This window comes from Candidatus Aquiluna sp. UB-MaderosW2red (genome assembly GCF_900100865.1).
GTDB lineage: Bacteria > Actinomycetota > Actinomycetes > Actinomycetales > Microbacteriaceae > Aquiluna.
This window is the reverse complement of the sequence record NZ_LT627734.1, coordinates 171,085-192,789: the sequence shown is the minus strand read 5'-3', so window position 1 is coordinate 192,789 and position 21,705 is coordinate 171,085. Positions and strand designations below refer to the sequence as shown.

Sequence of the window (21,705 nt, the reverse complement as noted above, 5' to 3'; positions counted from 1 at the left end):
AAAAGTGCAGCGCAGGTTAGCGCCCTTTATATTCACCCAGTTAGCTTCAGTATCGAGCGTTATCTCTGGAGCAATGGTGTTCATTGCAATCCCTTGGATTGCTCTTGAAATCACCGGCTCAGCTGGTTTGGCGGGGCTGGTGGTGGCGGTTAGCGCTATACCCGGCTTGCTATTTGCACCAGTGCTCGGCTCAATTATCGATAAGTTCGGCAGAAAAAGAATGGCCATTTGGGCCGAACTGCTGACGTTTCTAACATCAATCATGATTCCCATTGCCGCTGGTTTCTGGGAGCTATCGCTGCCGATCTTGATAGTGGTTGGCATTTTGCGCGCGATGGTTCACCCTGGCGCCTCAACCGCTCGGAAGTCGATAGTTCCAGATGTGGCGGCTGCGGGCAAGATGACTCTGGATCGAGCAAACTCAATCCACGAGGCCGTCTTTGCATCTGGGTTTGCAATCGGGCCGGCGCTCGCCTCTTTCTGCATCGCCTTTATTGGTTCGGCAAATACCTTTTGGGTGGTGGCGGGCTTCGGCTTTCTATCAGCCATCTTTGCCTCGTTTATTAGGGTGGTAGAGCAGCACGAGCCAAACGATTCGGGTGAAGACGAGCCGTTCCATATTTACGCGATGCAGGGCATCAAGATTCTTTTTGCAACCCCGGCAGTCCTTCTTCTAATGAGTGCGATTCTCACTCTGGCTTTGATTTACCTGCCAACCGAGATGGTGCTATTGCCAGCGGCCTACACAAAACTTGAAGACCCCACAGCGCTCGGCATAATAATTTCGGCAATGGCCGGGGCTGCGGTATTCGGAGCACTGTTCTTCGAGCAAATCCATAAGCGCGTCAGCTACGGCAACATATTGCGAATCGGAATTCTCGGCGTAGCAATCGCGATGATCCCAATGAGTCAACTGCCTAGTTTGCCTTGGATGATTGGCTTTGGAATCTTGCTTGGAGGGGCATGGGGGCCGCTATTACCTCTTCTCAATACCGTTATTCAAAAACAGATCCCGGCTAATAAGCGCGGTCGAGTGTTCGCCCTAGAGATGGCGATTTGGTCCGGTGGGCCGATGATTTCGATGGCGATTGTCGGGGTGGCAGCCGACGCTTTTGGCGTGAAGGCGGTCTATTTCGTCTTGGGCGTCTGCGTGCTGATTTCCGCGGCACTAGTTTCAAGTAATAAATACATCAAGCAGCTGGATTCCGAGGTTATCCACAGCTCTTGATTTCAACTCCCGAAAGGGTTCAAATTCGTTCATCATTTGGTCATGTTATTGATTGAACAGAATAAATCAGATAATCTGATACATATGAAAAAGGAAATGTCTGCCACCGAGGTGGCAAGGAATTTCAGTGCCGTGCTCGATTCGGTTGAGGCTGGTGCTGAAATTGAAATTACTCGGGGTAAAAAGGTGATCGCCAGAATCACTCCGGAGAAAAAGGTTCCAAACGGAGCAGCCCTGCTGGCCTTTATGAATAAATGGCAGGCTGAGCACGAGCCGATGGATGACGAAACCTATGCGCTTTACCAAGAGATATTGGCCGAAAGACGTGCGCCTCATAACCTAATTGGTGACCCGGAGCACAAAGACCCATGGGCAGAGTAGTTCCGGATAGCTCTGTTTGGATAAGCCTGAATCGCCAGGGCCTAGTAAGTCTCATCGACATCAATGAAGCAGATGATTATTATTTGCCAGCCGTGGTCTATGCGGAGATAATAACGCCGGCCCTGGATAGCTCCAGAAGCCTAGAGCAAAGACAATTCACGCGAGATTTTTCGACAGCCGTATTGGGACTGGCTGAGTTTGTGCCAATCAACCAAAAAATAGGCGAGATTTACGCAGAGTTGGCTCTTTTTTGCCGACGCTCTGGAAAACCGCGAGGTGCTAATGATTTGTGGATAGCTGCAACCAGCATTTTTCTTGATGCAGAGCTTTTGACATTGGATCAAAAAGCCGGCTTTGAGTCACTCCCGGGCCTTAAGGTGCGCTTTTAGATTAGGTTCGCCACCGAATCCATAATCTCCGTGGGTCTAAAGGGGTACTTGGCGATTTCCGCATCATCTGAGATACCGGTTCTAACCAGAATCGTGTAAAGGCCCGCTTCGATCCCCGCCACCACGTCAGTATCCATGCGGTCACCTATCATTCCGGTGGACTTGGAGTGGGCATCGATCTTGCGCATCGCAGAGCGGAACATCATCGGGTTTGGTTTGCCAACAATATATGGAGCTTTGCCGGTGGCTGCAGTTATCAACGCTGCCACCGAACCGGTGGCTGGAATTGGTCCATCAGCGGAAGGCCCGGTCACATCGGGGTTGGTGGCGATGAATCTCGCACCTTTATTGATCAGTCGGACTGCCTTGGTGAGAGAGTCAAAGCTGAGGTTTCTGGTTTCACCCAAAACCATGTAGTCGGGGTTCACTTCGGTCATCACATAACCGATTTCATGCATCGCAGTAGTTAGACCAGACTCGCCAATCACAAAAGCACTGCCATTGGGTTTTTGGCTCTTAATGAAATCCGCGGTTGCTAGTGCTGAAGTGTAGATGCGCTCCTCAGGAACATCGAGGCCACCGGCTTGCAGCCTTGCGGCTAGGTCCCTTGGGGTGTAGATCGAGTTATTGGTTAGTACCAGAAAAGGAGTGCCCTCTTGAGTCCACTTTTGAATCAATTCTGGGGCGCCAGGAATCGCTCTACCTTCGTGCCAAAGCACCCCGTCCATGTCGGTGAGCCAGCTGAGAATATGAGATCGGTCAGTCATACCCAAAGCCTAGCTCTAGGCTTTGGAGAGTGAGTGAAGAGAATCCAACCGGTACCCATGAGCAATCAACCTGGGGGGTCGGCCCGTGGCAGGGTGAACTGCCTGATTCCTCCCACCCCGATTTTGAGAAGTTCGACCCCGAACTTTTGGCGAACGGGGACACCAGAAACGTGATTGACCATTATCGCTATTGGTCCATGGCTGCAATCGTCGCCGAGCTTGATACTCACCGCCACCCTTATCACGTGGCAATTGAGAACTGGCAACACGATTTGAACATCGGTTCGATAGTGCGAACTGCCAATGCCTTTTTGTCCAAGGAGGTCCACATCGTCGGCAACAGGCGCTGGAATCGACGCGGTGCAATGGTCACCGATCGCTATCAGCACGTGAGGCACATCCCCACAATTGAGGATTTTGTGCAGTGGGCAAAGACCGGAGCAGCCGATGGTGGCAAACTTCCAATAATCGCAATCGACAACGTGCCGGGCTGCAAGCAAATTGAAAACGTGGAACTACCCAAAGAATGCGTTTTCCTATTTGGTCAAGAAGGCCCCGGACTTTCTCAAGAGGCTCTAGATGCTGCGGATATGGTTTTGGAGATTACGCAGTTTGGTTCTACAAGATCAATTAATGCCTCGGCAGCCGCTGCAATAACCATGCACACCTGGGTTATGCAGCACGTTTTTGGGTAGACTCTAAAAGGGCCGTTAGCCCAAAGATCCCCGCAGTTTTAGGAAAGGGATAAGCATGCCCGCAGTAGTTCTAGTTGGTGCCCAGTGGGGCGATGAAGGCAAAGGCAAGGCCACAGACCTTCTTGGCGACAGAGTCGATTACGTAGTTCGCTACCAGGGTGGCAATAACGCTGGCCACACCGTAGTAATTGGTGATAAAAAGTTCGCACTTCACCTTTTGCCCTCCGGCATCTTGACCCCAAAAGTTGTGCCAGTTATTGGCAATGGCGTCGTGATTGACCTCGAGGTTCTCTTCCGCGAGATTGACGGCCTGAACGACAAGGGCGTAGACACCTCGAAGCTGATTATTTCTTCTAATGCCCACATCATCACCCCCTATCACGTCACAATCGACAAGGTCTCGGAGCGCTTTTTAGGTAAGCGGGCGATTGGTACCACTGGCCGCGGCATTGGCCCCACCTACGGCGACAAAATGGGCAGACTCGGTATCCGAGTCCAGGACCTATTCGACCCGAGCATTTTGTTGCAAAAGGTTGAAGCGGCGCTGGTTCAGAAAAATGACATCTTGGTCAAGCTCTATAACCGCGCAGCGGTTAAGCCTGAAGAGGTTGTCGAACACCTGCTTTCTTTCGCTGAGCGCCTTAGGCCAATGGTCAAGGACACCTCATTGGTCTTGAATAATGCTTTGACTGATGGCAAAACTGTACTGCTGGAGGGCGGCCAAGGAACCCTCTTGGATGTCGACCACGGAACCTACCCATTTGTGACTTCTTCTAACCCAACCGCCGGTGGTGCAACCACCGGTTCGGGAATCGGGCCAACCAAGATCACCGGTGTCATTGGAATTCTCAAGGCCTACACCACCAGGGTTGGCTCAGGCCCTTTCCCAACCGAGCTGTTTGATGACATGGGCGAATTCCTAAGGACCGTTGGGCACGAGGTTGGTGTTACCACCGGGCGCAACCGCCGTTGCGGTTGGTTCGATGCTCCCATTGCCAAATATGCCACCCGGATCAATGGCCTAACCGACATCTTTTTGACCAAGTTGGATGTCCTAACCGGTCTAAAAGAAATTCCGGTTTGTGTTGCCTATGATGTTGACGGTGTTCGCACCGAGGAAATCCCGGTGTCTCAAACCGATTTCCACCATGCCAAGCCAATCTATGAAATGTTCCCCGGCTGGACCGAGGACATTACCGGTGTCACAACGTTTGAGGGCCTCCCAAGGACAGCCCAAGAATATGTTTTGGCGCTAGAAAAGATGAGCGGAACCAGAATCAGCGCTATTGGCGTCGGACCTGATCGCAATGCGACCATCGTCCGTCATGACATGTTGGGCTAGTCTCAGGGTCTAGGTTTTTTGTCAGGACTTCAGTAGTGGGTTGAACCCATCATTTGTAAGGTCGTAAAGTCCAGCCTTTTCACTGATTTCGATTAGTTGCTTGAACGCCACTTCCCTCTTGTCTCTCAATTGGTCCTCAAGTACCAATAAATCAGAGAAGCGAATTCGCCTGTGGCTCCCGGTCGACTTAATGGGCGTTTGGAATTCCTCAAGCAGTTTTATTAATGTTGGGCGGGATACTCCAATAAATTCGGCTGCCTGTTGCGAAGTTAGAAGGGCGGTCTCTGAAGTGACAGTGATTTCATTTCCAGCAATGACCTCCTGGGCAATTTTCAAAAGCGCTGAATTGAAAGCTTCCCCAAGATCTAGGACTTCGCCGTCAAGAGTGATGCCTAAATTGGAAGAGCTGCTTATTCGAAGTGCGGGGGTTAGTTTGAGGTTGGGGTTTGAACTAAGTTTTAGGCGCATGTGCACATAATAATCGCAAGAAACGAAATTCGCAAGAATCGCAAATCAGAGAACCAATTTATCTCTCGTGAGCGGCCTAATCACATCAAGTGTTAGTGAGCTTTTGCTACCAAACTCATCCCAGTAAAACCTTGCGCTGCACCTAGCGCGACCATTGAATTGCTCGAGCTCTTTGCCAAAGCCATGAGCCTCTTCGCGCGGTATGTAGCCCACTGTGGCCTGACCGGTTTCGATGCGCACCGCATTTGGGTCGTGGATGTTGTTGGGTTCGGTTTCAAGAATCACCCATATCTCATCCTTACCAGGATGTTTGTCTCTGAGCCAGCCACCAAAGTTATCGAGCATCTCTTTATAGGCAAACTCACCTCTGACCTCTTGAGAGTAACTTCCATCACCCCTAAGAGTGGGAAGACTATTCACGTATTTGTCGTAGCGAGCTTGTTCTTGAGCAATCGACCTGGATGCTTTTTGGCCAGCCTTTTTCAGCTTCTTTTTCTGGCTTCTGGAGATAAAGAACCACAGCAGAAGTCCAAAGATAATGAATTCCACAATTCCCCCTCTTTTCACAACAAAAGCTACCTCGAGTGACAGACAATTAGACGTGACCGATTCAATTCCCACCCCAGAAGAGCTGGAGAAGATCCCCTACCCGGATGAGGCTTTTAATACCTGGGGAGCGGCTTCGGTGGGGATTGACCCCTTGGCCGCGAGCTTCACATCCTTGCCCTATCAGCCGGTAAGACCCCACGTTCCCTTCTACCGCTTCGTGGCGTTCCCAGATATTTTAGATTTGCGCAAAGCCGGCTATGAGATGGAGCGCTTCGTTCCGCTCTTTGATCGACTGGAGGATGTGAGGTATCGAGAGGCGCTGCAGCTCAGCGAGATGCTGCACTACCCATCCCCAGCTCTTATTTGGAATCCAAAGCGAGCCCGGCACCTAGAGCTTGAGGTTAGAGCTCAACTTCATGAGCATGGCCTGGGGGACATCCCACCGCTACTAAGAAGGTTTCTAGCTAAGGCGTTTCCAGGAGACACCATTAGTTATTTGAGCGTGGATTTAATAACCGTTTTCTTTTGGGCATCTCTTGCCGAGTTGGCTGATGATTTGGCTTGGAGAAACCCAAACCTAGAGGCCAAAGCTGAGTACCTCAGGTTCCCGCTTCGAACCATCTGGAACTAGTTGTTCCGCAAGGACCTCAGTAGTTCGCGGTGTTCGCGCTGGAGATCAGGGTCAGGAACCGGGTGAGAGGCCAAAAGTCGCTTCGTGTAATCGGCAGTTGGGTTGGTTAGCACCCTTACCGCAGATCCTGATTCAACTAGGTTGCCCTGATGCATCACAAGGACTCGCTCAGCAACCTGGCTTACCACCGCTAGGTCATGGGTAATGAATAGCGCTGCAAACCCTAGCTCCTGTTGCAACTGGGCAAAGAGCTCCAACACTTTTGCCTGCACCGAGACATCCAGCGCGCTGGTCGGTTCATCGGCAATCACAAGCTTGGGTTCAAGAGCCAGCGCCCTGGCTAAAGAAGCCCGCTGGCGCTGACCGCCGGAGAGTTCGTGCGGGAAGCGATCGGCAAACTCTTTAGGCAATTGAACAGCATCCAGTAGCTCTGCAACTCGCTCTTGGAGTTGTTTTTCAGACAGCGATTTGCGGTGGATGGCTAGCGGTTCTCTGATGCACTCACCGACTTTCAGTAGGGGGTTAAAGCTCGAGGCTGGATCCTGAAAAACGAAGCCGATTTGTTCGCGTAGTGGACGAAACTTATGTTCTTTGAAGCCGACCATTTGGTGGCCTAAAACCTCGAGTGAGCCGCTTGTGGCCCTGGTTAGCCCCGCAATTGCTCGACCCAAAGTGGTCTTACCGCTACCGGATTCTCCGACCAAGCCGACTACTTCGCCAGCCGCAATCTCAAAGTTAACGGCTTTGACCGCCTTGAAGGCGGGAGTGTTTAGTCGACCCGGGTACTCGATGACTAGGTCTTTGGCACTAACCATGAGCTCGGTTGATAACTCAGGCATCTCTCGTTCTGTGGTTCTGATGCGCGGCACGGCTGCTAGGAGCTTTTTTGTGTAATCGGCTACCGGGTTATTAAACACCTGTCTAATCTCGCCCTGTTCGACAATCTCGCCGTCTAGCATCACCGCCACGCGATCCGCTAAATCCGCCACGACACCCATGTTGTGGGTGATTAAAAGAATCGATGCGCCAAGCTCATCACGGCAAATTCTCAGCAGGTCCAAGATCTCGGCTTGGACGGTGACATCAAGTGCCGTTGTTGGCTCGTCGGCAATAATCAACTTGGGCTCTAGGGCCAAAGCTGACGCAATAACGATGCGCTGTTTTTGACCACCAGAGAACTGGTGGGGAAAATAATCAATTCGCTTTTTGGCGTCGGGGATACCGACCTTCTCGAGCATCTCGATGGCTTTTGCTCGAGCCTGTTTCTTGCTCATTCTTTTGCCATCGACCTTGTGGGCCCTGAGCCCCTCGGCAATCTGCCAGCCCACAGGAAACACTGGGTTCAGCGCAGTTGAGGGCTCCTGGAAAACCATCGCGGCAGAGGTGCCGCGGGCCATGCGGAGCTCTTTAGGGCTCAAGGCGATCATATTCTGCCCATTCAGCATTACCGCACCGGTAGCAAAGGCGGTTTCTGGGAGCATGCGAAGAATCGATTTTGAGGTGACCGACTTACCAGAGCCAGATTCGCCAACGATCGCCAGAATCTCTCCCGGCGAGACGCTAAGGCTGATGCCCTTGAGAGCCGTGACCATGCCTTGGTCGGTGGCAAAGCTCACCTTCAGATCTTCAATTTTCAGAAGCTCATCATTCGGCATGAGTGTCACCAACCTTTCTTGCACGCAGTCGAGGGTCAGCCAAGTCGTTCAGGCTCTCGCCGACCAGCGTGTTACCCATCACCACTAAGACGATCGCCACACCTGGGAATATCGCTGTCCACCAGATGCCAGCAGAAACATCGCTCACCGCTCGGTTTAGGTCATAGCCCCACTCGGCGCCCATTGTTGGGTCGATGCCAAAACCCAAGAACCCCAAACCAGCCAGGGTCAAAATTGCCTCGGATGCATTCAGGGTGAAAATAAGAGGCAGGGTTCTGGTGGTGTTTCTAAATATATGTTTTGCCAAAATGCGCGCATTGGAAGCGCCCAATACCCTGGCCGATTCAACAAAGGCCTCTTGTTTCACCCGAAGGGTCTCGGCCCGCACCGCACGGAAGTACTGCGGGATGAATAAAACCGTGATCGAAGCGGCGGCCGCCAGGATTCCGGTAAATAGACCCGAGCGCCCTCCTGAGATCACGATCGAAAGCGCAATTGCCAAAAGTAGGGACGGGAAGGCGTAAACCGCATCGGCCACCAAAACCATTACCCGGTCAATCCAACCACCAAAGTAGCCAGAGATTAGGCCCAAAATTACCCCGATAAATATCGAAAGCACGACCGCCAGCACGATCACCAGGACCGCGGTTTGGGTTCCCCAAATAACCCTAGAGAACACATCGTAACCGCCAACGGTGGTCCCAAATAGGTGCAAGCTATTAGGCGCCTGCTGGGCGCCGAAGTAGTCGCCGTTCTCGAATTGCAGCTGCGCGAAACCGTAGGGGGCTAGTAAGGGAGCAAGGGCAGCAATTATTAGGAATGTGGTCACAATCGCAAGGCCGATAATCAGCATTAGCCGCTGCACGCCAAAGCTCATTCTGAGCTGCTTGAAAGGGGTGATATCCCAGATCTTCATCAGAACTTCACCCGGGGATCCACTAGGGCGACTATAACGTCGACCAAAAAGTTAGTCAGCGCGACAATTATTGCCAACAAGGCGACGATGCCCTGCACCGCGACATAGTCGCGAGCATTTAGATATTGGGCGAGCTGGAACCCCAAACCCTTCCACTCGAAGGTGGTTTCCGTGAGCACTGCCCCTGAGAGCAACACCGCAATCTGCATTCCAATCACAGTGATGATTGGAATCAGAGCGGGCCTTAGCGCATGGGTGGTGGTGAGTCTTGTTTCAGATACTCCGCGAGAGCGAGCAGCATCAACATATTCGGTGTTCAGCGTTCCAATCATGTTGGTGCGGACAAGTCTCAAGAAGATGCCGGCAGTCAAAAGCCCCAGAGCCAGGCCCGGCAATACCGCGTGCCGAAGCACGTCTGCTATGTACTCGGGTTCACCGAGGCGAATTGCGTCGACTAGATACAACCCGGTCGGGTTGTCCATCAAAGTGAAGGCCAATTCGGTGTTTATACTCGAGCGGCCATTGACCGGCAAGATCGGCCACGCCACAGCAAAGACCAGCTTTAGTAAAAGGCCAACAAAGAATACGGGGGTGGCATAGGCCAAAATTGCAAAGAATCTGAGGCCGGCATCGGTTGCGGTATCGCGCCTTTTAGCGGCGATCATGCCAAGTGGCACGCCGACCACAATTGCCACAAAGATCGCATAGATGGCCAGTTCCAAAGTTGCCATGCCGTAGGTGCCCAATAAAGCAGTAATAGGTTGGTTCGTGGTCAGAGTCGAACCAAAGTCACCACGCAAAATCTGGCCGATGTATTCAAAATACTGAACCAGAATCGGGCGGTCATAACCGGCCGCGGTGATTCTTATTGCGAGTTCTTCGGAGGTTAATTTGCCACCAAGGGCGGCGGTGATCGGGTCACCAATTGCACGCATCACAACAAACACCATTGTGACCAAAATTAAAATAGTTGGGAAAATCAGGGTGAATCGAACCGCTAGATACTTCAGCAGGCTGCTACTGCCGGTTTTCTTGCTCATCGCACCCCTAGATAGGTTTTGATTCTAATGAATAGGGGCCGGGCACGCTGTGCCCAGCCCCTATTCTGATTTATTAGCTAATTACTTGGTGACTGTGCCAAAGCGCATCTTGAATGAAGCATCCAAGATAACGCCGTTGACGTCTTTACCAGCAACTGCAACCTGAGCACCGTAAAGCAGTGGCAAGGTCGATAGGTCATCAGCAACTAGGTTCTGAATTTCTTCGATCTTTGCAGCACGCTCAGCTTTGTCCAAAGTGACAATCTGGTCACGAAGAAGAGTGTTTACAGCTTCGTTGTTGTAGTTGTTGTTTAGGAAACCGCCCTCCAAAAAGAAGGGGTTTAGGTAGTTCTCTGGGTCTGAGTAGTCAGGGAACCAGCCGAGCTGGTGAGCTGGGTAGACATCGGCACTTCGCTCTTGAGCATAGGTAACCCACTCGGTTGACTGCAGGGTCACCTTGAATAAGCCGGTTGCTTCGAGCTGGCTCTTGATTAGTGCGTACTCGTCTCCCGAAGATGGACCGTAGTGATCCGGGCTCCACTGGATGTTTAGCGCAACTGGAGTCGCAACCCCGGCGTCAGCCAAGATCTTTGCGGCGGCGTCAGCATCTGGAGTCGCACCGTAAAGGTCCTTTAGGGACTCGTTGGCACCAGGAAGCCCTGGTGGCACGTAGGACCAAAGTGGCAGGTAAGTGCCCTTATAGACCTGGGTGGAGATTGCTTCGCGGTCAACTAGGTGAGCTGCAGCCTTGCGAACTGCAGTTGCCTTTGCGACATCAGCTTCTGCGGTGGTTGCACCATATGGCTGAATGTTGAAGTTGAAAACGATGTAGCGGATTTCGCCACCTGGACCGGTGATTACATTGACGTTTTCGTTGGTTGAGAGGTCTTCAACATCGGTTGCCGATAGCGAGCGGGTAGCCAAGTCGATGTTGCCTTCTTGGATATCCAGTTTCATGTTCGAAGAATCAGCGTAGAACTTTAGGTTTACTGTCTGGTTCTCAGCAGCGCCCAAGACACCCTGGTAACCCTCATACTTGGTGAACTGAATTAGCTCGTTGAACTTATAGGCGGTGATTACGTACTGGCCGGCAAAGGCGTTACCAGCCACGATTTCATCGTCAGTGGTCAATGCAGTTGCGGAGAAAACTTCTTCGTCAACAATCGGAGCAGCAGGTGAGGAAAGAACTGCGGGGAAAACCTGGTCGTTCTCGCTAATTAGGTTGAAGACAACGGTTGTTGCGTCCGGCGCGTCAACGCTCTCTAGGTTGGCCAAAAGGTAGGAAGGGCCGTTTTCATCGGCAATCGCAACCTGACGGTCAAAGGTGAACTTAACATCAGAAGAGGTTAGATCGTTGCCGTTAGCAAACTTCAAACCAGGCTTTAAGGTCACGGTGTACTGCTTAGGTGAAGTGAACTCAGCGCTTAGAGCAATGTCTGGCACCATGTCCGCGTTACCAGGGGTTGAGTTCAATAGGAACGGGAAGACCTGGTTCATGACCAAGAATGAGCCGTTGTCGTAGGAGCCAGCTGGGTCAAGTGCAGTGACCTTATCGGTGGTTCCAACGGTGATTGAGATCGGGCTTGCAGCCCCATCGGTTGTGTTGCTAGCGGATGGTTCGGTTTCTGAGGCTGCACAACCGGATAAAACCAGAAGTGCGGTGCTCAGAGTGGCTACCGAAACCAGAAGCTTGTGAGACTTGTTGCTCATATAGATCTCCTTGATTAGGAAAAAGGGAAGTACCCCAATTTTGCACGGATTGCCACCCAATATTAGACCGAATTTCTAAACCGGGTACCAATAGTTAGCTAACGGAGACCTCCGGGTCAATAATGCCGGCTAGCAAAAAGGCATAAGCAGTTTTCTGAGAGCCGGCAAATCGGCTTCTGCCCAATCAAGTTTGGAGAGTTCTTTTTCACTAACCCAGGCAAGCTCTGAGTGGTCTGTTGAAAAAAGTGGCTTGTCTCCCAAAAGTTCCGCCGCAAAACAAATCAATTTGATGTCGCCGGTGACACTGGAATCAAAGAGTCGCAGAATTTTGATGTCCACGTTTAGTTCTTCTTTAATTTCGCGAATTAGTGCCAGCTCTAACGACTCCCCCTCTTCGGCTTTGCCGCCGGGGAACTCCCACTTATCGGGGGTGTATTTCCAACTGCCGCGCTTGGCACAAAAAAAGTTGCCGTCCTCATCTTGAATGATGGCGGCAACTACATTTATAGGCATAGCCAAAGATTACTCGGGTAGGTTCGCCTCAATCAGGGCAACGATCGCCTCGTCGTCCGGCTTGGTGGTTGGCCTGAAGCGGTGGATTTCGCCATTTGGCAAGATTATGAACTTCTCGAAATTCCACATCACTGGCCCTGCGAGCCCGTGAGAATCCTTGGTTTTCACCAAAGACTTATAAAGTTCGTGGCGCTTGCGGCCATTAACCTCGGCCTTTTGGGTCATTGGGAAGCTAACCCCCCAGGTGGTGGAGCAATATTCTGCAATTGCGTCATCATCCTTGAGTTCCTGTTTAAAAGAACCTGAAGGGACCCCCAGCACGGTGAAACCACGTGCTTGGTACTTTTGCTGGAGCTCTTCGAGAGTCTCATACTGCGGGCTAAGGCCGCAGCGTGATGCCACGTTTACCACCATGACAACCTTGCCGGCGTAGTCCTGGAAGCTCTTTTCAGAGCCATCTAGCATTGTGAGTTTCGTAGTTAGTTCCATATGTCTAAACAACCGCCTCAATTGGGAAATAATTTCGCGAATGAAGACAAATCCTAAGCCTGGGCTGAGGGTGAATGTTTGTCAGATTTAGTGACCGGTTATTTTTTGGATGAGGCGCCGAAGTGCCAGCAGGGTGTAGCCAAGGCCCAGTCCAAAGATTGCAAAGCCAATTATGTAAATTGCAACCCCGCCAACCCCTACTTCACCGGGGTTCAGGAACCAATAGGGCCACACGTCATCGATGGAACCGCGGATCATTGAGTAGGTGACCCAGATCAGTGGAAAAATCAAAAGCCATGGCGCCTTTGAGAGGCTTGTCTTTGGCCCCTTGACGGATAAAAGATAGTCAAGGGTGACCAGAATTGGTCCATAGGTGTGAATTATGAGGTTCGGTAATACCGGCCAGTCGTAACCAACATCTAGCGGACTTCCCGAAGCATCACCTAAAAATAGGTGATACCCGGCACTAATTACGATCATCGCCACGGTTGCTCCGAGGCGAATCACGTTCACCCGAGTAGTTTCTCTTTTGTGGCTCAATAGCAGTGCTCCAGAAATCAAAAGCACAACCCCGGCATAGATTGTTGAGTCGATGCTCAAGTAGGTGAAGTATTCGAGGGGGCGAAATAAATTATTTGCTATTCGATCCGCAATCTGCCAAACCACTGAGCCTAAAAGGGCAATTCCCAAAAGCAATCTAAACGATCCAAAAAAGGATTTATAAGTCATTCACAAACCCTATTTGGATTGCTCAAGAAAACCGATTAGGGCGTTCAGGAATTCTTTGGGTTTTTCTTCATTTGGTAGGTGACCGGCATTTGGAATAATTGTGAGATCAGCGCTTGGCATTTCTCCAGAGAGACGAATCGAGTTATCGGTGGCGACAATCTGATCGTTGTCGCCTGTAATCACAAGAGTCCGAACCTTGAATTCAGAAAGGCGCTCGGTGAGACTCAGGGCCTTGTCGGCTTTATTAAACTCCCAGAATCCTCGTTCCCAGCCCTTTACCCTAAGTGGTGCCGTGTAGTTATCCCTGGTCTCTTGAGTTATTTGGGTCTTGTCGTTATAGCTCTGGTCTAAAACTGAGAGCCCGCTCTCGGCAATCGAAGAAACCAATAGCGGCCCAACGTGGTTCAGCTGCGGAATCTTGAAAAGAATATTGAGCCAATCTGGCGCTCCGCCGGTTTCATAAACCGCAGGTGCCTCAAGAACCAAAGCTGTGACGGTGTTTGGGTGGTCTAATGCATAGCCCAAGGCCAGTGCTCCGCCGGCACTGTGGCCAATAATCACGACCTTCTTACCCTGGCCGAATTTATCGATTAGTGAATCAATCACAGCGAGCTGCCCAGCTGAGGAATAGGGATTGACGCCTTCCCAGCTGGTAGGGCGATCGGTGAAACCAAAGGCTGCACGGTCGTAGGCAATCACGTGACCGAATTCGCCGAGCGGTTCAAGGATCGGCTTCCAGGTCAAGGAGCTAGCTCCGAAACCGTGCAGCAAAAGAATCAGCCGGTCAGAATCCGGGCTACCCGACTCCACGTAATGGACCTCGTGGCTCAGGACCTCAACAAACTTTGATTCCGCTCCCCAGGACAGCTCGGCCGCGGCCTTATTGTCCAGAGTTCCCGAGGTTCCAACCGGGAGCAGAAACGGCCCCACCAGCACAATTGCCAGGAGGGAGCCGAGAATTATTTTGCTACGTTTTTTCATTCTTTAGAAACTTTAGACAGGTATTTGCCAATACCGCTAGCGATAAATCAGATATCTTTGCCCCAAACCAGGTCGACCATCCCGCTTTGGTCACAGCTCTTGGCTTCGGCTAGCTGAAACTGAGCTAGCCTTTAGGGACACCTCAAGGAGCAATCAATGCCAAATACCCGTTCGCTTATTTCTAAGACCCCTTCAGCAAAATTTGAAAAGGGCGATATGCCACTGAGGGCAATGGCTCCCGATCGCGTGGCGATCAGCATCAAGTTTTCCGGTATTTGCCACTCCGATATCCACCAGGTGCGCGATGAATGGTCAGAGGGCATCTTCCCAATGGTGCCGGGTCACGAGATTGTTGGTGAGGTGACCGAGGTTGGCTCGGCAGTAACCAAGTTCAAGGTGGGCGACCGAGTTGGCGTTGGAACCTTTGTGGATTCTTGCGGCACCTGTTACCCGTGTATCGCGGGCAGGGAGAACTATTGCCGGACCGGCAATACCCAGACATATAACGGCAAGCACTACGACGGTGAAGTCGCCTACGGTGGATATGCCAAGGACATCGTTGTGAAAGAACACTTTGTTCTAAAAGTGCCAACCAACATCGATTTTGCAGCCTCAGCACCACTTTTATGCGCCGGTGTCACCGTTTACGAGCCCTTGAAGCACTGGAAAGCCGGACCGGGCATGAAGGTCGCAATCTTGGGCCTCGGTGGTCTGGGTCATATGGCAGTGAAGTTTGCCGTTGCAATGGGGGCCGAGACCTACGTCCTTGGCCACTCACCAAATAAGGCGCAGGATGCCAAGGACATGGGCGCTCTTGAGTATCTGATCACCGTGGACGCCATGGAAACCCACAAAGACTTCTTCGACATCATCCTGAATACCACCAGTGCCGACCTAGATGTCGATGCCCTTTTGGCAATGCTGATGGTTGGCGGTTCTTTGGTGAACGTTGGTTTGCCGGGCACAGACCAGAGCTATAACCCATTCAGTCTTGTGACTGGCTTGAAGTCAATCGCAGGTGCAAACACCGGCAGTATTCACGGCACCCAAGAGATGCTTGATTTTTGTGGCGAGCACAACATCGTTTCAATCATCGAGATGGTCGATGCCACAGACCCTGCTGCCATCGACGCGGCCTATGAGCGCGTTGTTGGCAGTGATGTTAAGTATCGCTTTGTGATTGATGCGGCCACTATCTAGCAGTTTCCAAGCAATGGCTTAAAAGCTAATCACGCCTCTAGGCGTTTTCCAGCTGGCTAGACGAAAGCCTTTGAGAATTTTTCGAGCGTTGTGATTATTGAGTACGAATGATTTTCTAATCAGGAGGGGCCTAATTACCCGATCTCTTTCTAGGTGATTGCTCAGGTGGGACCAATTTACGCCAAGGAAAAATTGAATCATATGCTCCAATGGGTATCCAAAGTCTGATTTATTAGTCTTCATTGAGGATGTGCTGAGATGGAAAGCTTCAAGATATCTGCCGGTAGCTCCAGTGCGACCATAAACATTGCTGGTTCTGCACTTCGGTCGCTAGTTTTAGTGAGCCATTCTGTAATTCCAGAACCCGCGGCATAACCACACCCCTACCACGGGGTAATGCTAGCCCCGTGGCCTAATCGAATCGCGGGCGGGGCTTACACATTTGAAGGTGTCGAATATCAGGCAAAGATCAATGAGCCCCTTGGCAATGCCCTTCACGGATTGTTGTTTGATTTACCAGCCAATGTTCTATCTCAGGAAACTGACCGGCTGACCCTCGTCAGCGCTGTGGAGCCTAGACCTAGTTTTCCTTGGAATCTAGAGGTGCAGATCACCTTTTCTATTTCTGAAGCTGGTCTTGAGGTGGAAACAGTAGCGACCAACACTGGACAAGGCTCGGCGCCTATTGGACTAGGTACTCACCCGTTCTTTGTTTTTGATTCAACATCGACACTTGAGGTCCGTGCCAAAGCCGGAGCAATTCACGGCCCGGACATGATTCCATTGAAAGAAGTGCCCGCAACCGAGCTTGGTTTTGGTGAGGGAATCCGCACCCCAATAGAGTCTCTTCCGCTAGATCTGCAGTTTTCTGGTATCGCTGAGGGAGCGGCTGTTTTGAGGACTCAAGACTTCAGCATTGAGGTTTGGCAAAAGCGAGCTGATTGGCTCATGGTTTATACGACCGAATCATTTAATTGGGCTGATGGTCGGGTGCGTGCGGTTGCCATAGAGCCTCAAACCTGCGCAGCTGACGCCTTCAACACTGGAGCCGGACTAAAGGTGCTTTCGCCAGGTGAAAGTTTCAGCTACGTCTGGGGAGTAAGAAACATCTAAAAGCCTGCTGACGCGGATTGATTGGACCCAAAAATTGAAACTACGATTCAGGAAAGAAAAACAAACTCAATTCTTTTTCCAAAGGAGTGATCATGGGCAATTACGAGGCGACAGCTAAGGACAAATTCACATTTGGTCTCTGGACTGTTGGATGGACCGGGGCTGATCCGTTTGGATCACCGACCAGGGGCGAACTAGATGTGGTCGAGGCGGTGCCTACGGCCAGACTTTTCATGATGACGATCTTTTCCCACTCGACGCGGATGATAAATCCCGCGACCTTCAAATAGCGAGACTCACCGGCTCTTGCGAAGAGACCGGCATGAAAGTGCCGACGATAACCACAAATTTGTTCTCCCACCGGGTATTCAAAGACGGCGGTTTCACCAGCAATGACCGTGATGTCAGACTCTTTGCGCTGCGCAAAGTGCTTCGCAACATCGACCTGGCCGCTCAAATGAAAGCAGAAACCTTTGTGATGTGGGGGGGCGCTAGGCGCTGCAAAACAGGCAGCGAACTTAGTTATCTCCTGAACTCTAAGCTTCGGAGGTATTCACTGCTGAATTTGCCGGCTGGGTCCAGCGAATCGAAGACGGCTCGAGCCTGAACGTGCTTTGGGTGACTGATTGCAGGCTGCTCTTGATCAAAGTGGTGAACCCTACCCCAGTGTGGAATTGGTTCAAACAGGGCAAGGGCCCCCTCGAATAAATTCACTGCTTTCGAAACAGATTCTAAATCTCACTCCCAGCACTTGGCGTGGCTTCAAGTCTGAAGCGGGGGAGTCGATCAAGCCAGGATCCGGCAACGCCACCTTGCCCAGTCAGGTTTCCTCCAACTCCCGGGGCCAACTCCTCAAGGGAATTGTTTTGGGCAGTTATTTCATAAGGGTTGGTTTTGGCGAATAAATCACAGATTTAGTTCTTTACCCATGTCTGGTTAATTTTGGCTCAATTTATTAGAAGAGCTTCTGAGATACCCCCTGGGATCTCTTGGGCCACGACATTTGCGGGACCATCTTCAATGTTTCCGCCCAAATTTCTCATTGCTCACTACTTTCTGCCCCTTGGCAAAAAGCTGGAAATTCAGCAATTCCAATCTCAAAATAAGAACCCAGGACAGTGCTCAGAACTTGACATCATGACACGAATCTGTGTTTTTGCAATGTGTGGTCAATCAGTTGTTAGGAAATTAGTCAAAAATCCCCACGGCTCCTTAAGGATTTCTACGGTGTCGCCGAAGCGGTCATTTTTGGCTCGTTGCTCCAACACCCAGCCCGAGGCACTAGTGAGTCCCTGGCACAACTCGTAAGCGTCGTTATCCTAATTATTACCAGACCAGCTGGAGCTTCTTTGCTGCAGGCCATCCTCCCCCTACTCTAAATCTCATCGCGCTTGTCAACGACTAAAGGGCTCCCAAGCGGAGACTCTTTTTTATCAATTGGTCTTCCTGACCTGGAGGGCTTCAGTCTAATTAGTGCAGAGAACCTATTCGATTCGGACACTCAAGGAGCAACCACCCTTTCCGACCCTGAACGGGTTGGGATGAAGCAAAATGCCTCTGTAATTCGAGTTGAAAGTGATCTGCAGATCAATTTACCTCCGGTGTCTTGGACTGCAGTAGCTCTTGGTAGTGCACTCTGACCCCGCGATTGTTTGCGACGGCCAATTGAATCCGTCCTACTTGACGGCGCCACCAGTGATTCCAGAGATAACTCGCCTCTGGGCGAAGATGAAGACAATCAACAATGGAAGACTCGAAATCACCACATAAGCGAAAATCAAATTCCAGTTGTTTTGATACAGATTACTGCTTGCTACTTGAAAGAGGTTCAGCTGGAGCGTCGTCGTATCTCCGCCGCTAATTACAAAGAATGAATAGAAGACGTCGTTCCAAATGTAGAGACACACGAGAATCGTCGCGGTCGCGATAACAGGCTTCAATAAAGGGAAGATCACTTGGAAGAAGGTGCGGAACGGACCTGCGCCATCTATGCGTGCTGCCTCCTCCAATTCCACGGGGATTGTTCGCACAAAGCCCGTCATGAAAAAGATCACGATCGACATGTACATGCCCATGTAAACCATGATCATGCCGCCAGGCGTGCCAGCGAGACCCAGTTGACGAAGCAAGAGCACAACTGTCACGATCGCCGGCGGCAGGATGACCCCGCTGATCGCAACTGAGTACGCGATTGCCACCCAGCGGCTGGTTCGTCGGGCAAGAATCCACGATGCAAGCGATCCAAACAGAATCACGCCAATAACGGAAGGCACCATAACGAGCAAGCTACCAAACAGACCCTCCCAGACCTCTCCTTGGCTGAAGGCCTGAGCATAGTTCTCGAGTAAATACCACTCGGTTGGTAGAGAAAGATTCGGAATGTTGGCATCGCTTTGCGACTTTGCTGAAGTGACAAGAGCGAGCCATACCGGCAGGCCGACCGCGACTAAGCACAACAACAAAACTGCGGTCGGATGCCCGTAACGCGTCCAGGCGTGAGTGCGATTTTTCAAATTACGCGCTCCCTTCTTCGCAGCCAGGTCACAATCGGGAACGCGAGGATGAGCACGATGAAAAACAAGACGAGGCTCATCGTCGTCGCTTGGGCGAACAAGCCCTGGCCAAAGACCCTGAAAATGTAGAGATTCACGACTTCGGTGGTTTGCGCTGGCCCGCCTTCAGTTGTCGCTAGAACGGTGTCGAATGCGTTGAGCGATCCGAGCAGCGCCGTCGCAAAGTTAAAGGTCACGGCTGGCGCGAGCAACGGGAATTTAATCGAGAAGAACGTCTTCCATGGCCCTGCACCATCCATGCGTGCCGCTTCAAGAACGTCTTCGGAGATCGTCTTGAGGCCAGCGAGATAGATGATCATAGCGAGGCCAGCCCATTTCCAGGAGTTGACAAACGCCACAACGACAATGCTCCACGTGGTGTCGCCAAGCCAAGGGATATCAATCTCATGGCCGCTGAAGAAACTCAAGATGCCGTTCAATGCACCGTTGGGTTTGAGCAACGCCTGGAAGATGTATCCAACGGCGAGTGCGGACATGAGCACTGGTATGAAGAAAATCACCCGACCGAACCGGTTGACTCGTGTGTCTCGCTCAAACATAAGGGCGAGACCGAGACCGAACAGATTCTGCATGATTCCGACAAGGGCCGCGTAAATCAGGGTAACGCGCACAGCCGAGGACAACGTGCCGTCCGCGATGAGCGACTCAAAATTCTTAGTACCGACGAAGGCGACGTCGCTTTTGAACGCCGACCAGTCGGTGAAGGCATACACGAAGTTGAAGATGGTCGGCAGGAAGAAGAACAGCACGAGCACAACAAACGCAGGAAGCAGGAAGGCTATCGGGTGGGACCTCTCGGCACGCTTGCCCGAGCTCTTCCCAGTCCGCCGGGTGTTGGGAACGGCGATGAGTTTCGCCACGATGGTCCTTTCCATGGTGCCAGGACGGAGCGAGCCATCAAAGACTCACTCCGTCCTGGTCGATTGTCTGGTGCTAGAAGCCGTCGATGCCGAGGGCCGCAGCGACTTGCGCGAACTGCGACTGGGTCGATTTCCCCACCTCGAGAGGCGTCATCTCTCCTTGGGCCATGTTGGCTAGGAAGACATAGAGGTCGGGGTTGGCTACAGCTTCCTGCTGCATGGAGCCGGCGGAGTTGGTGAGAGCGTCGGCGGCGAGCTGGGCGATTGCCGGCACACCGGTCGGCGATTCAACGTTGGGCTGAATCGAAATGGCGCCGGCATCTTCGATGTAAGCCGCGTAGCCCGTCTCGAGCCAAAAGCGGATGAACTGACGGGCAGCCGCTTCTTTCTTCGCGTCGCCGGTCTTCGGAGCAACGACCGCGTTCTCTACGCCGGGAATGGATATCCCGACGTTCCCGTCGCGCGAGATCGGGAACCAGCCGATGTTCTTATCGATGGTGGCAGTGTCGGCACTCGCCTGCAGCAGGGAGATAAAAGGGTTCACCTGCAATACCATGGCGGCTTCGCCTGAGAGCAATGCTGGGCCGGATTCGCTAAAAGTGGAGGTCAGATTGTCATCGTTAAAGTAACCGTCGTCAAGCATGTCCTTGTACTGCTGGATGGCTGCCTGGATCGTCTCATCGTCGAAGCCTTCTTCATTGGCATTCACCCGGTCCCACAGTCCGTCCTGCACCTCTTCGGCGAGCAGCACCTGCGGCCACCACTGGGTCGGCCACTGGTCTCCGACTGCTCCGAAGAACGGCGCAATACCTAAAGCCTTAATTGCATCCGCGTCCTTCATTAGCTCTTCAAAGCTGTCAGGCAACTCATCAATTCCAGCTTCCGCGAACACTTTCTTGTTGTAATACATGCCGATGACGGATGGCGAGCTCACAAAGGCGGCGTACCGAGTGCCATCAACCTTGCCCAGCTCCTGCACGGCGGGAGTCAACGAGTCGATCCACGGCGCCTCGTCAAAGTTCTGGAGTCCGCTCTCCGGTTTTAGCAACGCAAGCATGCTTGCGGTCGGCTGCCACATCGCCAGATCTGGAATGGCGCCTGTGGCGATGCGCGTGGGGGCGTTGGTTTCATAGATATCCGGGACAATAATCACGTTGATTTTCGCGCCAGTTGCTTTCTCGAAGGCGTCTATAACCTGGTCGGCCAAGGACGCGGCTGTCGTCGCTGTCCAAAAATCGAGCGTGACCCCTTCAAGGCTCGCCGTTGGTTCGTTCCAGACCACCTCAGCGTCATCACTGCCCGTATTGGGATTTGCCGCAGAGCAACCCGCGAGCAAGATCGCGCTCGTCATAGTCACTGCGGCAACGGTTGCAATTCGTCTCATTTTCATTTTCATTTTATCTCCTCGTCATTGATCAGATATTCGCCCAGTGAGGTAAGAGATTAATTCTTATTCCCTAGGCTCTCATGTAGCGC

The 21,705-nt window shown here is 51.9% G+C and carries 23 protein-coding genes and 1 pseudogene; 9 read left to right on the top strand and 15 right to left on the bottom strand.

Features of this window, described 5'->3' with window-relative positions; translation table 11 throughout:
* Positions 1–4: 4 nt before the first annotated feature.
* The 3 genes from BLP47_RS01025 to BLP47_RS01015 all read left to right on the top strand — a co-directional run bounded on the left by BLP47_RS01025 (position 5) and on the right by BLP47_RS01015 (position 1,998).
* Positions 5–1,228 carry an MFS transporter gene (locus BLP47_RS01025; protein ID WP_091849537.1) on the top strand — a complete coding sequence of 408 codons (1,224 nt, stop codon included), beginning with the start codon at positions 5–7 and terminating at the stop codon, positions 1,226–1,228.
* A gap of 84 nt (positions 1,229–1,312) precedes the next feature.
* Entirely contained in the window at positions 1,313–1,609 is a 297-nt protein-coding gene (locus tag BLP47_RS01020; RefSeq protein ID WP_157671314.1) for a type II toxin-antitoxin system Phd/YefM family antitoxin, read from the top strand.
* The gene (locus BLP47_RS01015; RefSeq protein WP_091849533.1) at positions 1,597–1,998 is read left to right on the top strand and encodes a type II toxin-antitoxin system VapC family toxin; all 402 of its coding nucleotides are present in this window, start codon (positions 1,597–1,599) and stop codon (positions 1,996–1,998) included. The genes BLP47_RS01020 and BLP47_RS01015 overlap by 13 nt, the downstream gene beginning before the upstream one ends.
* On the opposite strand, the gene BLP47_RS01010 is transcribed toward BLP47_RS01015, so the two are convergent.
* Positions 1,995–2,765, bottom strand: a complete 771-nt coding sequence (locus BLP47_RS01010; protein ID WP_091849531.1) for an HAD-IIA family hydrolase — start codon at positions 2,763–2,765, stop codon at positions 1,995–1,997. The genes BLP47_RS01015 and BLP47_RS01010 overlap by 4 nt on opposite strands.
* Positions 2,766–2,794: 29 nt before the next feature.
* On the opposite strand from BLP47_RS01010, the gene BLP47_RS01005 reads away from it, so the two are divergent.
* Positions 2,795–3,460: a TrmH family RNA methyltransferase gene (locus tag BLP47_RS01005; RefSeq protein WP_091849529.1), complete on the top strand. Its 666-nt coding sequence runs from the start codon at positions 2,795–2,797 to the stop codon at positions 3,458–3,460.
* A 55-nt stretch (positions 3,461–3,515) separates the two neighbouring features.
* The gene (locus BLP47_RS01000; RefSeq protein WP_091849527.1) at positions 3,516–4,802 is read left to right on the top strand and encodes an adenylosuccinate synthase; all 1,287 of its coding nucleotides are present in this window, start codon (positions 3,516–3,518) and stop codon (positions 4,800–4,802) included.
* A gap of 21 nt (positions 4,803–4,823) precedes the next feature.
* Here the strand turns inward: BLP47_RS01000 and BLP47_RS00995 are convergent, their stop codons facing one another.
* Positions 4,824–5,270 carry a hypothetical protein gene (locus tag BLP47_RS00995; protein WP_091849525.1) on the bottom strand — a complete coding sequence of 149 codons (447 nt, stop codon included), beginning with the start codon at positions 5,268–5,270 and terminating at the stop codon, positions 4,824–4,826.
* A gap of 45 nt (positions 5,271–5,315) precedes the next feature.
* Positions 5,316–5,819 (bottom strand): HIRAN domain-containing protein, encoded by a 504-nt coding sequence (locus BLP47_RS00990; protein ID WP_091849523.1) that lies wholly within the window; start codon positions 5,817–5,819, stop codon positions 5,316–5,318.
* Between the two features lie 52 nt (positions 5,820–5,871).
* Here BLP47_RS00990 and BLP47_RS00985 point away from each other — a divergent pair, with 52 nt between their 5' ends.
* On the top strand, positions 5,872–6,450 hold the full coding sequence (locus BLP47_RS00985; RefSeq protein ID WP_157671311.1) for a hypothetical protein: 579 nt from the start codon (positions 5,872–5,874) through the stop codon (positions 6,448–6,450).
* On the opposite strand, the gene BLP47_RS00980 is transcribed toward BLP47_RS00985, so the two are convergent.
* From BLP47_RS00980 to BLP47_RS00945, 8 genes are all read right to left on the bottom strand, one after another.
* Positions 6,447–8,105 (bottom strand): ABC transporter ATP-binding protein, encoded by a 1,659-nt coding sequence (locus tag BLP47_RS00980; protein WP_091849519.1) that lies wholly within the window; start codon positions 8,103–8,105, stop codon positions 6,447–6,449. The two genes, BLP47_RS00985 and BLP47_RS00980, sit on opposite strands and share 4 nt — an antisense overlap.
* Positions 8,095–9,021 carry an ABC transporter permease gene (locus BLP47_RS00975; protein WP_249883357.1) on the bottom strand — a complete coding sequence of 309 codons (927 nt, stop codon included), beginning with the start codon at positions 9,019–9,021 and terminating at the stop codon, positions 8,095–8,097. Before BLP47_RS00975 ends, BLP47_RS00980 begins: the two co-directional genes overlap by 11 nt.
* Entirely contained in the window at positions 9,021–10,061 is a 1,041-nt protein-coding gene (locus BLP47_RS00970) for an ABC transporter permease (RefSeq protein ID WP_091849517.1), read from the bottom strand. Before BLP47_RS00970 ends, BLP47_RS00975 begins: the two co-directional genes overlap by 1 nt.
* Positions 10,062–10,142: 81 nt before the next feature.
* Complete coding sequence (locus BLP47_RS00965; RefSeq protein ID WP_091852771.1) at positions 10,143–11,771, bottom strand: ABC transporter substrate-binding protein; 1,629 nt, start codon at positions 11,769–11,771, stop codon at positions 10,143–10,145.
* A 129-nt stretch (positions 11,772–11,900) separates the two neighbouring features.
* A complete protein-coding gene (locus BLP47_RS00960; protein WP_249883355.1) occupies positions 11,901–12,284 on the bottom strand; it encodes a (deoxy)nucleoside triphosphate pyrophosphohydrolase in 384 nt (127 codons plus the stop codon).
* Between the two features lie 9 nt (positions 12,285–12,293).
* A complete protein-coding gene (locus tag BLP47_RS00955; RefSeq protein ID WP_091849514.1) occupies positions 12,294–12,773 on the bottom strand; it encodes a glutathione peroxidase in 480 nt (159 codons plus the stop codon).
* An 87-nt stretch (positions 12,774–12,860) separates the two neighbouring features.
* Positions 12,861–13,502, bottom strand: coding sequence for a Pr6Pr family membrane protein (locus tag BLP47_RS00950; RefSeq protein ID WP_091849511.1), 642 nt, complete (start codon positions 13,500–13,502; stop codon positions 12,861–12,863).
* A gap of 9 nt (positions 13,503–13,511) precedes the next feature.
* A complete protein-coding gene (locus BLP47_RS00945; protein ID WP_091849509.1) occupies positions 13,512–14,483 on the bottom strand; it encodes an alpha/beta fold hydrolase in 972 nt (323 codons plus the stop codon).
* Positions 14,484–14,639: 156 nt separating this feature from the next.
* Between BLP47_RS00945 and BLP47_RS00940 the strand changes: the two genes are divergently transcribed.
* From BLP47_RS00940 to BLP47_RS00930, 3 genes and pseudogenes are all read left to right on the top strand, one after another.
* A complete protein-coding gene (locus BLP47_RS00940) occupies positions 14,640–15,683 on the top strand; it encodes an NAD(P)-dependent alcohol dehydrogenase (protein WP_091849507.1) in 1,044 nt (347 codons plus the stop codon).
* Between the two features lie 396 nt (positions 15,684–16,079).
* Positions 16,080–16,796: a hypothetical protein gene (locus BLP47_RS00935; protein ID WP_091849505.1), complete on the top strand. Its 717-nt coding sequence runs from the start codon at positions 16,080–16,082 to the stop codon at positions 16,794–16,796.
* Between the two features lie 92 nt (positions 16,797–16,888).
* A pseudogene (locus BLP47_RS00930) lies at positions 16,889–17,313 on the top strand (TIM barrel protein); the annotation flags it as partial.
* 5 nt (positions 17,314–17,318) lie between these two features.
* Here BLP47_RS00930 and BLP47_RS08620 read toward each other — a convergent pair.
* From BLP47_RS08620 to BLP47_RS00905, 4 genes are all read right to left on the bottom strand, one after another.
* Positions 17,319–17,510, bottom strand: a complete 192-nt coding sequence (locus BLP47_RS08620; protein WP_157671308.1) for a D-arabinono-1,4-lactone oxidase — start codon at positions 17,508–17,510, stop codon at positions 17,319–17,321.
* 962 nt (positions 17,511–18,472) lie between these two features.
* Positions 18,473–19,309, bottom strand: a complete 837-nt coding sequence (locus BLP47_RS00915) for a carbohydrate ABC transporter permease (protein ID WP_091849499.1) — start codon at positions 19,307–19,309, stop codon at positions 18,473–18,475.
* Complete coding sequence (locus BLP47_RS00910) at positions 19,306–20,229, bottom strand: carbohydrate ABC transporter permease (RefSeq protein WP_249883354.1); 924 nt, start codon at positions 20,227–20,229, stop codon at positions 19,306–19,308. Before BLP47_RS00910 ends, BLP47_RS00915 begins: the two co-directional genes overlap by 4 nt.
* Before the next feature lie 73 nt (positions 20,230–20,302).
* Entirely contained in the window at positions 20,303–21,625 is a 1,323-nt protein-coding gene (locus BLP47_RS00905; protein ID WP_091849495.1) for an ABC transporter substrate-binding protein, read from the bottom strand.
* Between the last annotated feature and the right edge of the window lie 80 nt (positions 21,626–21,705).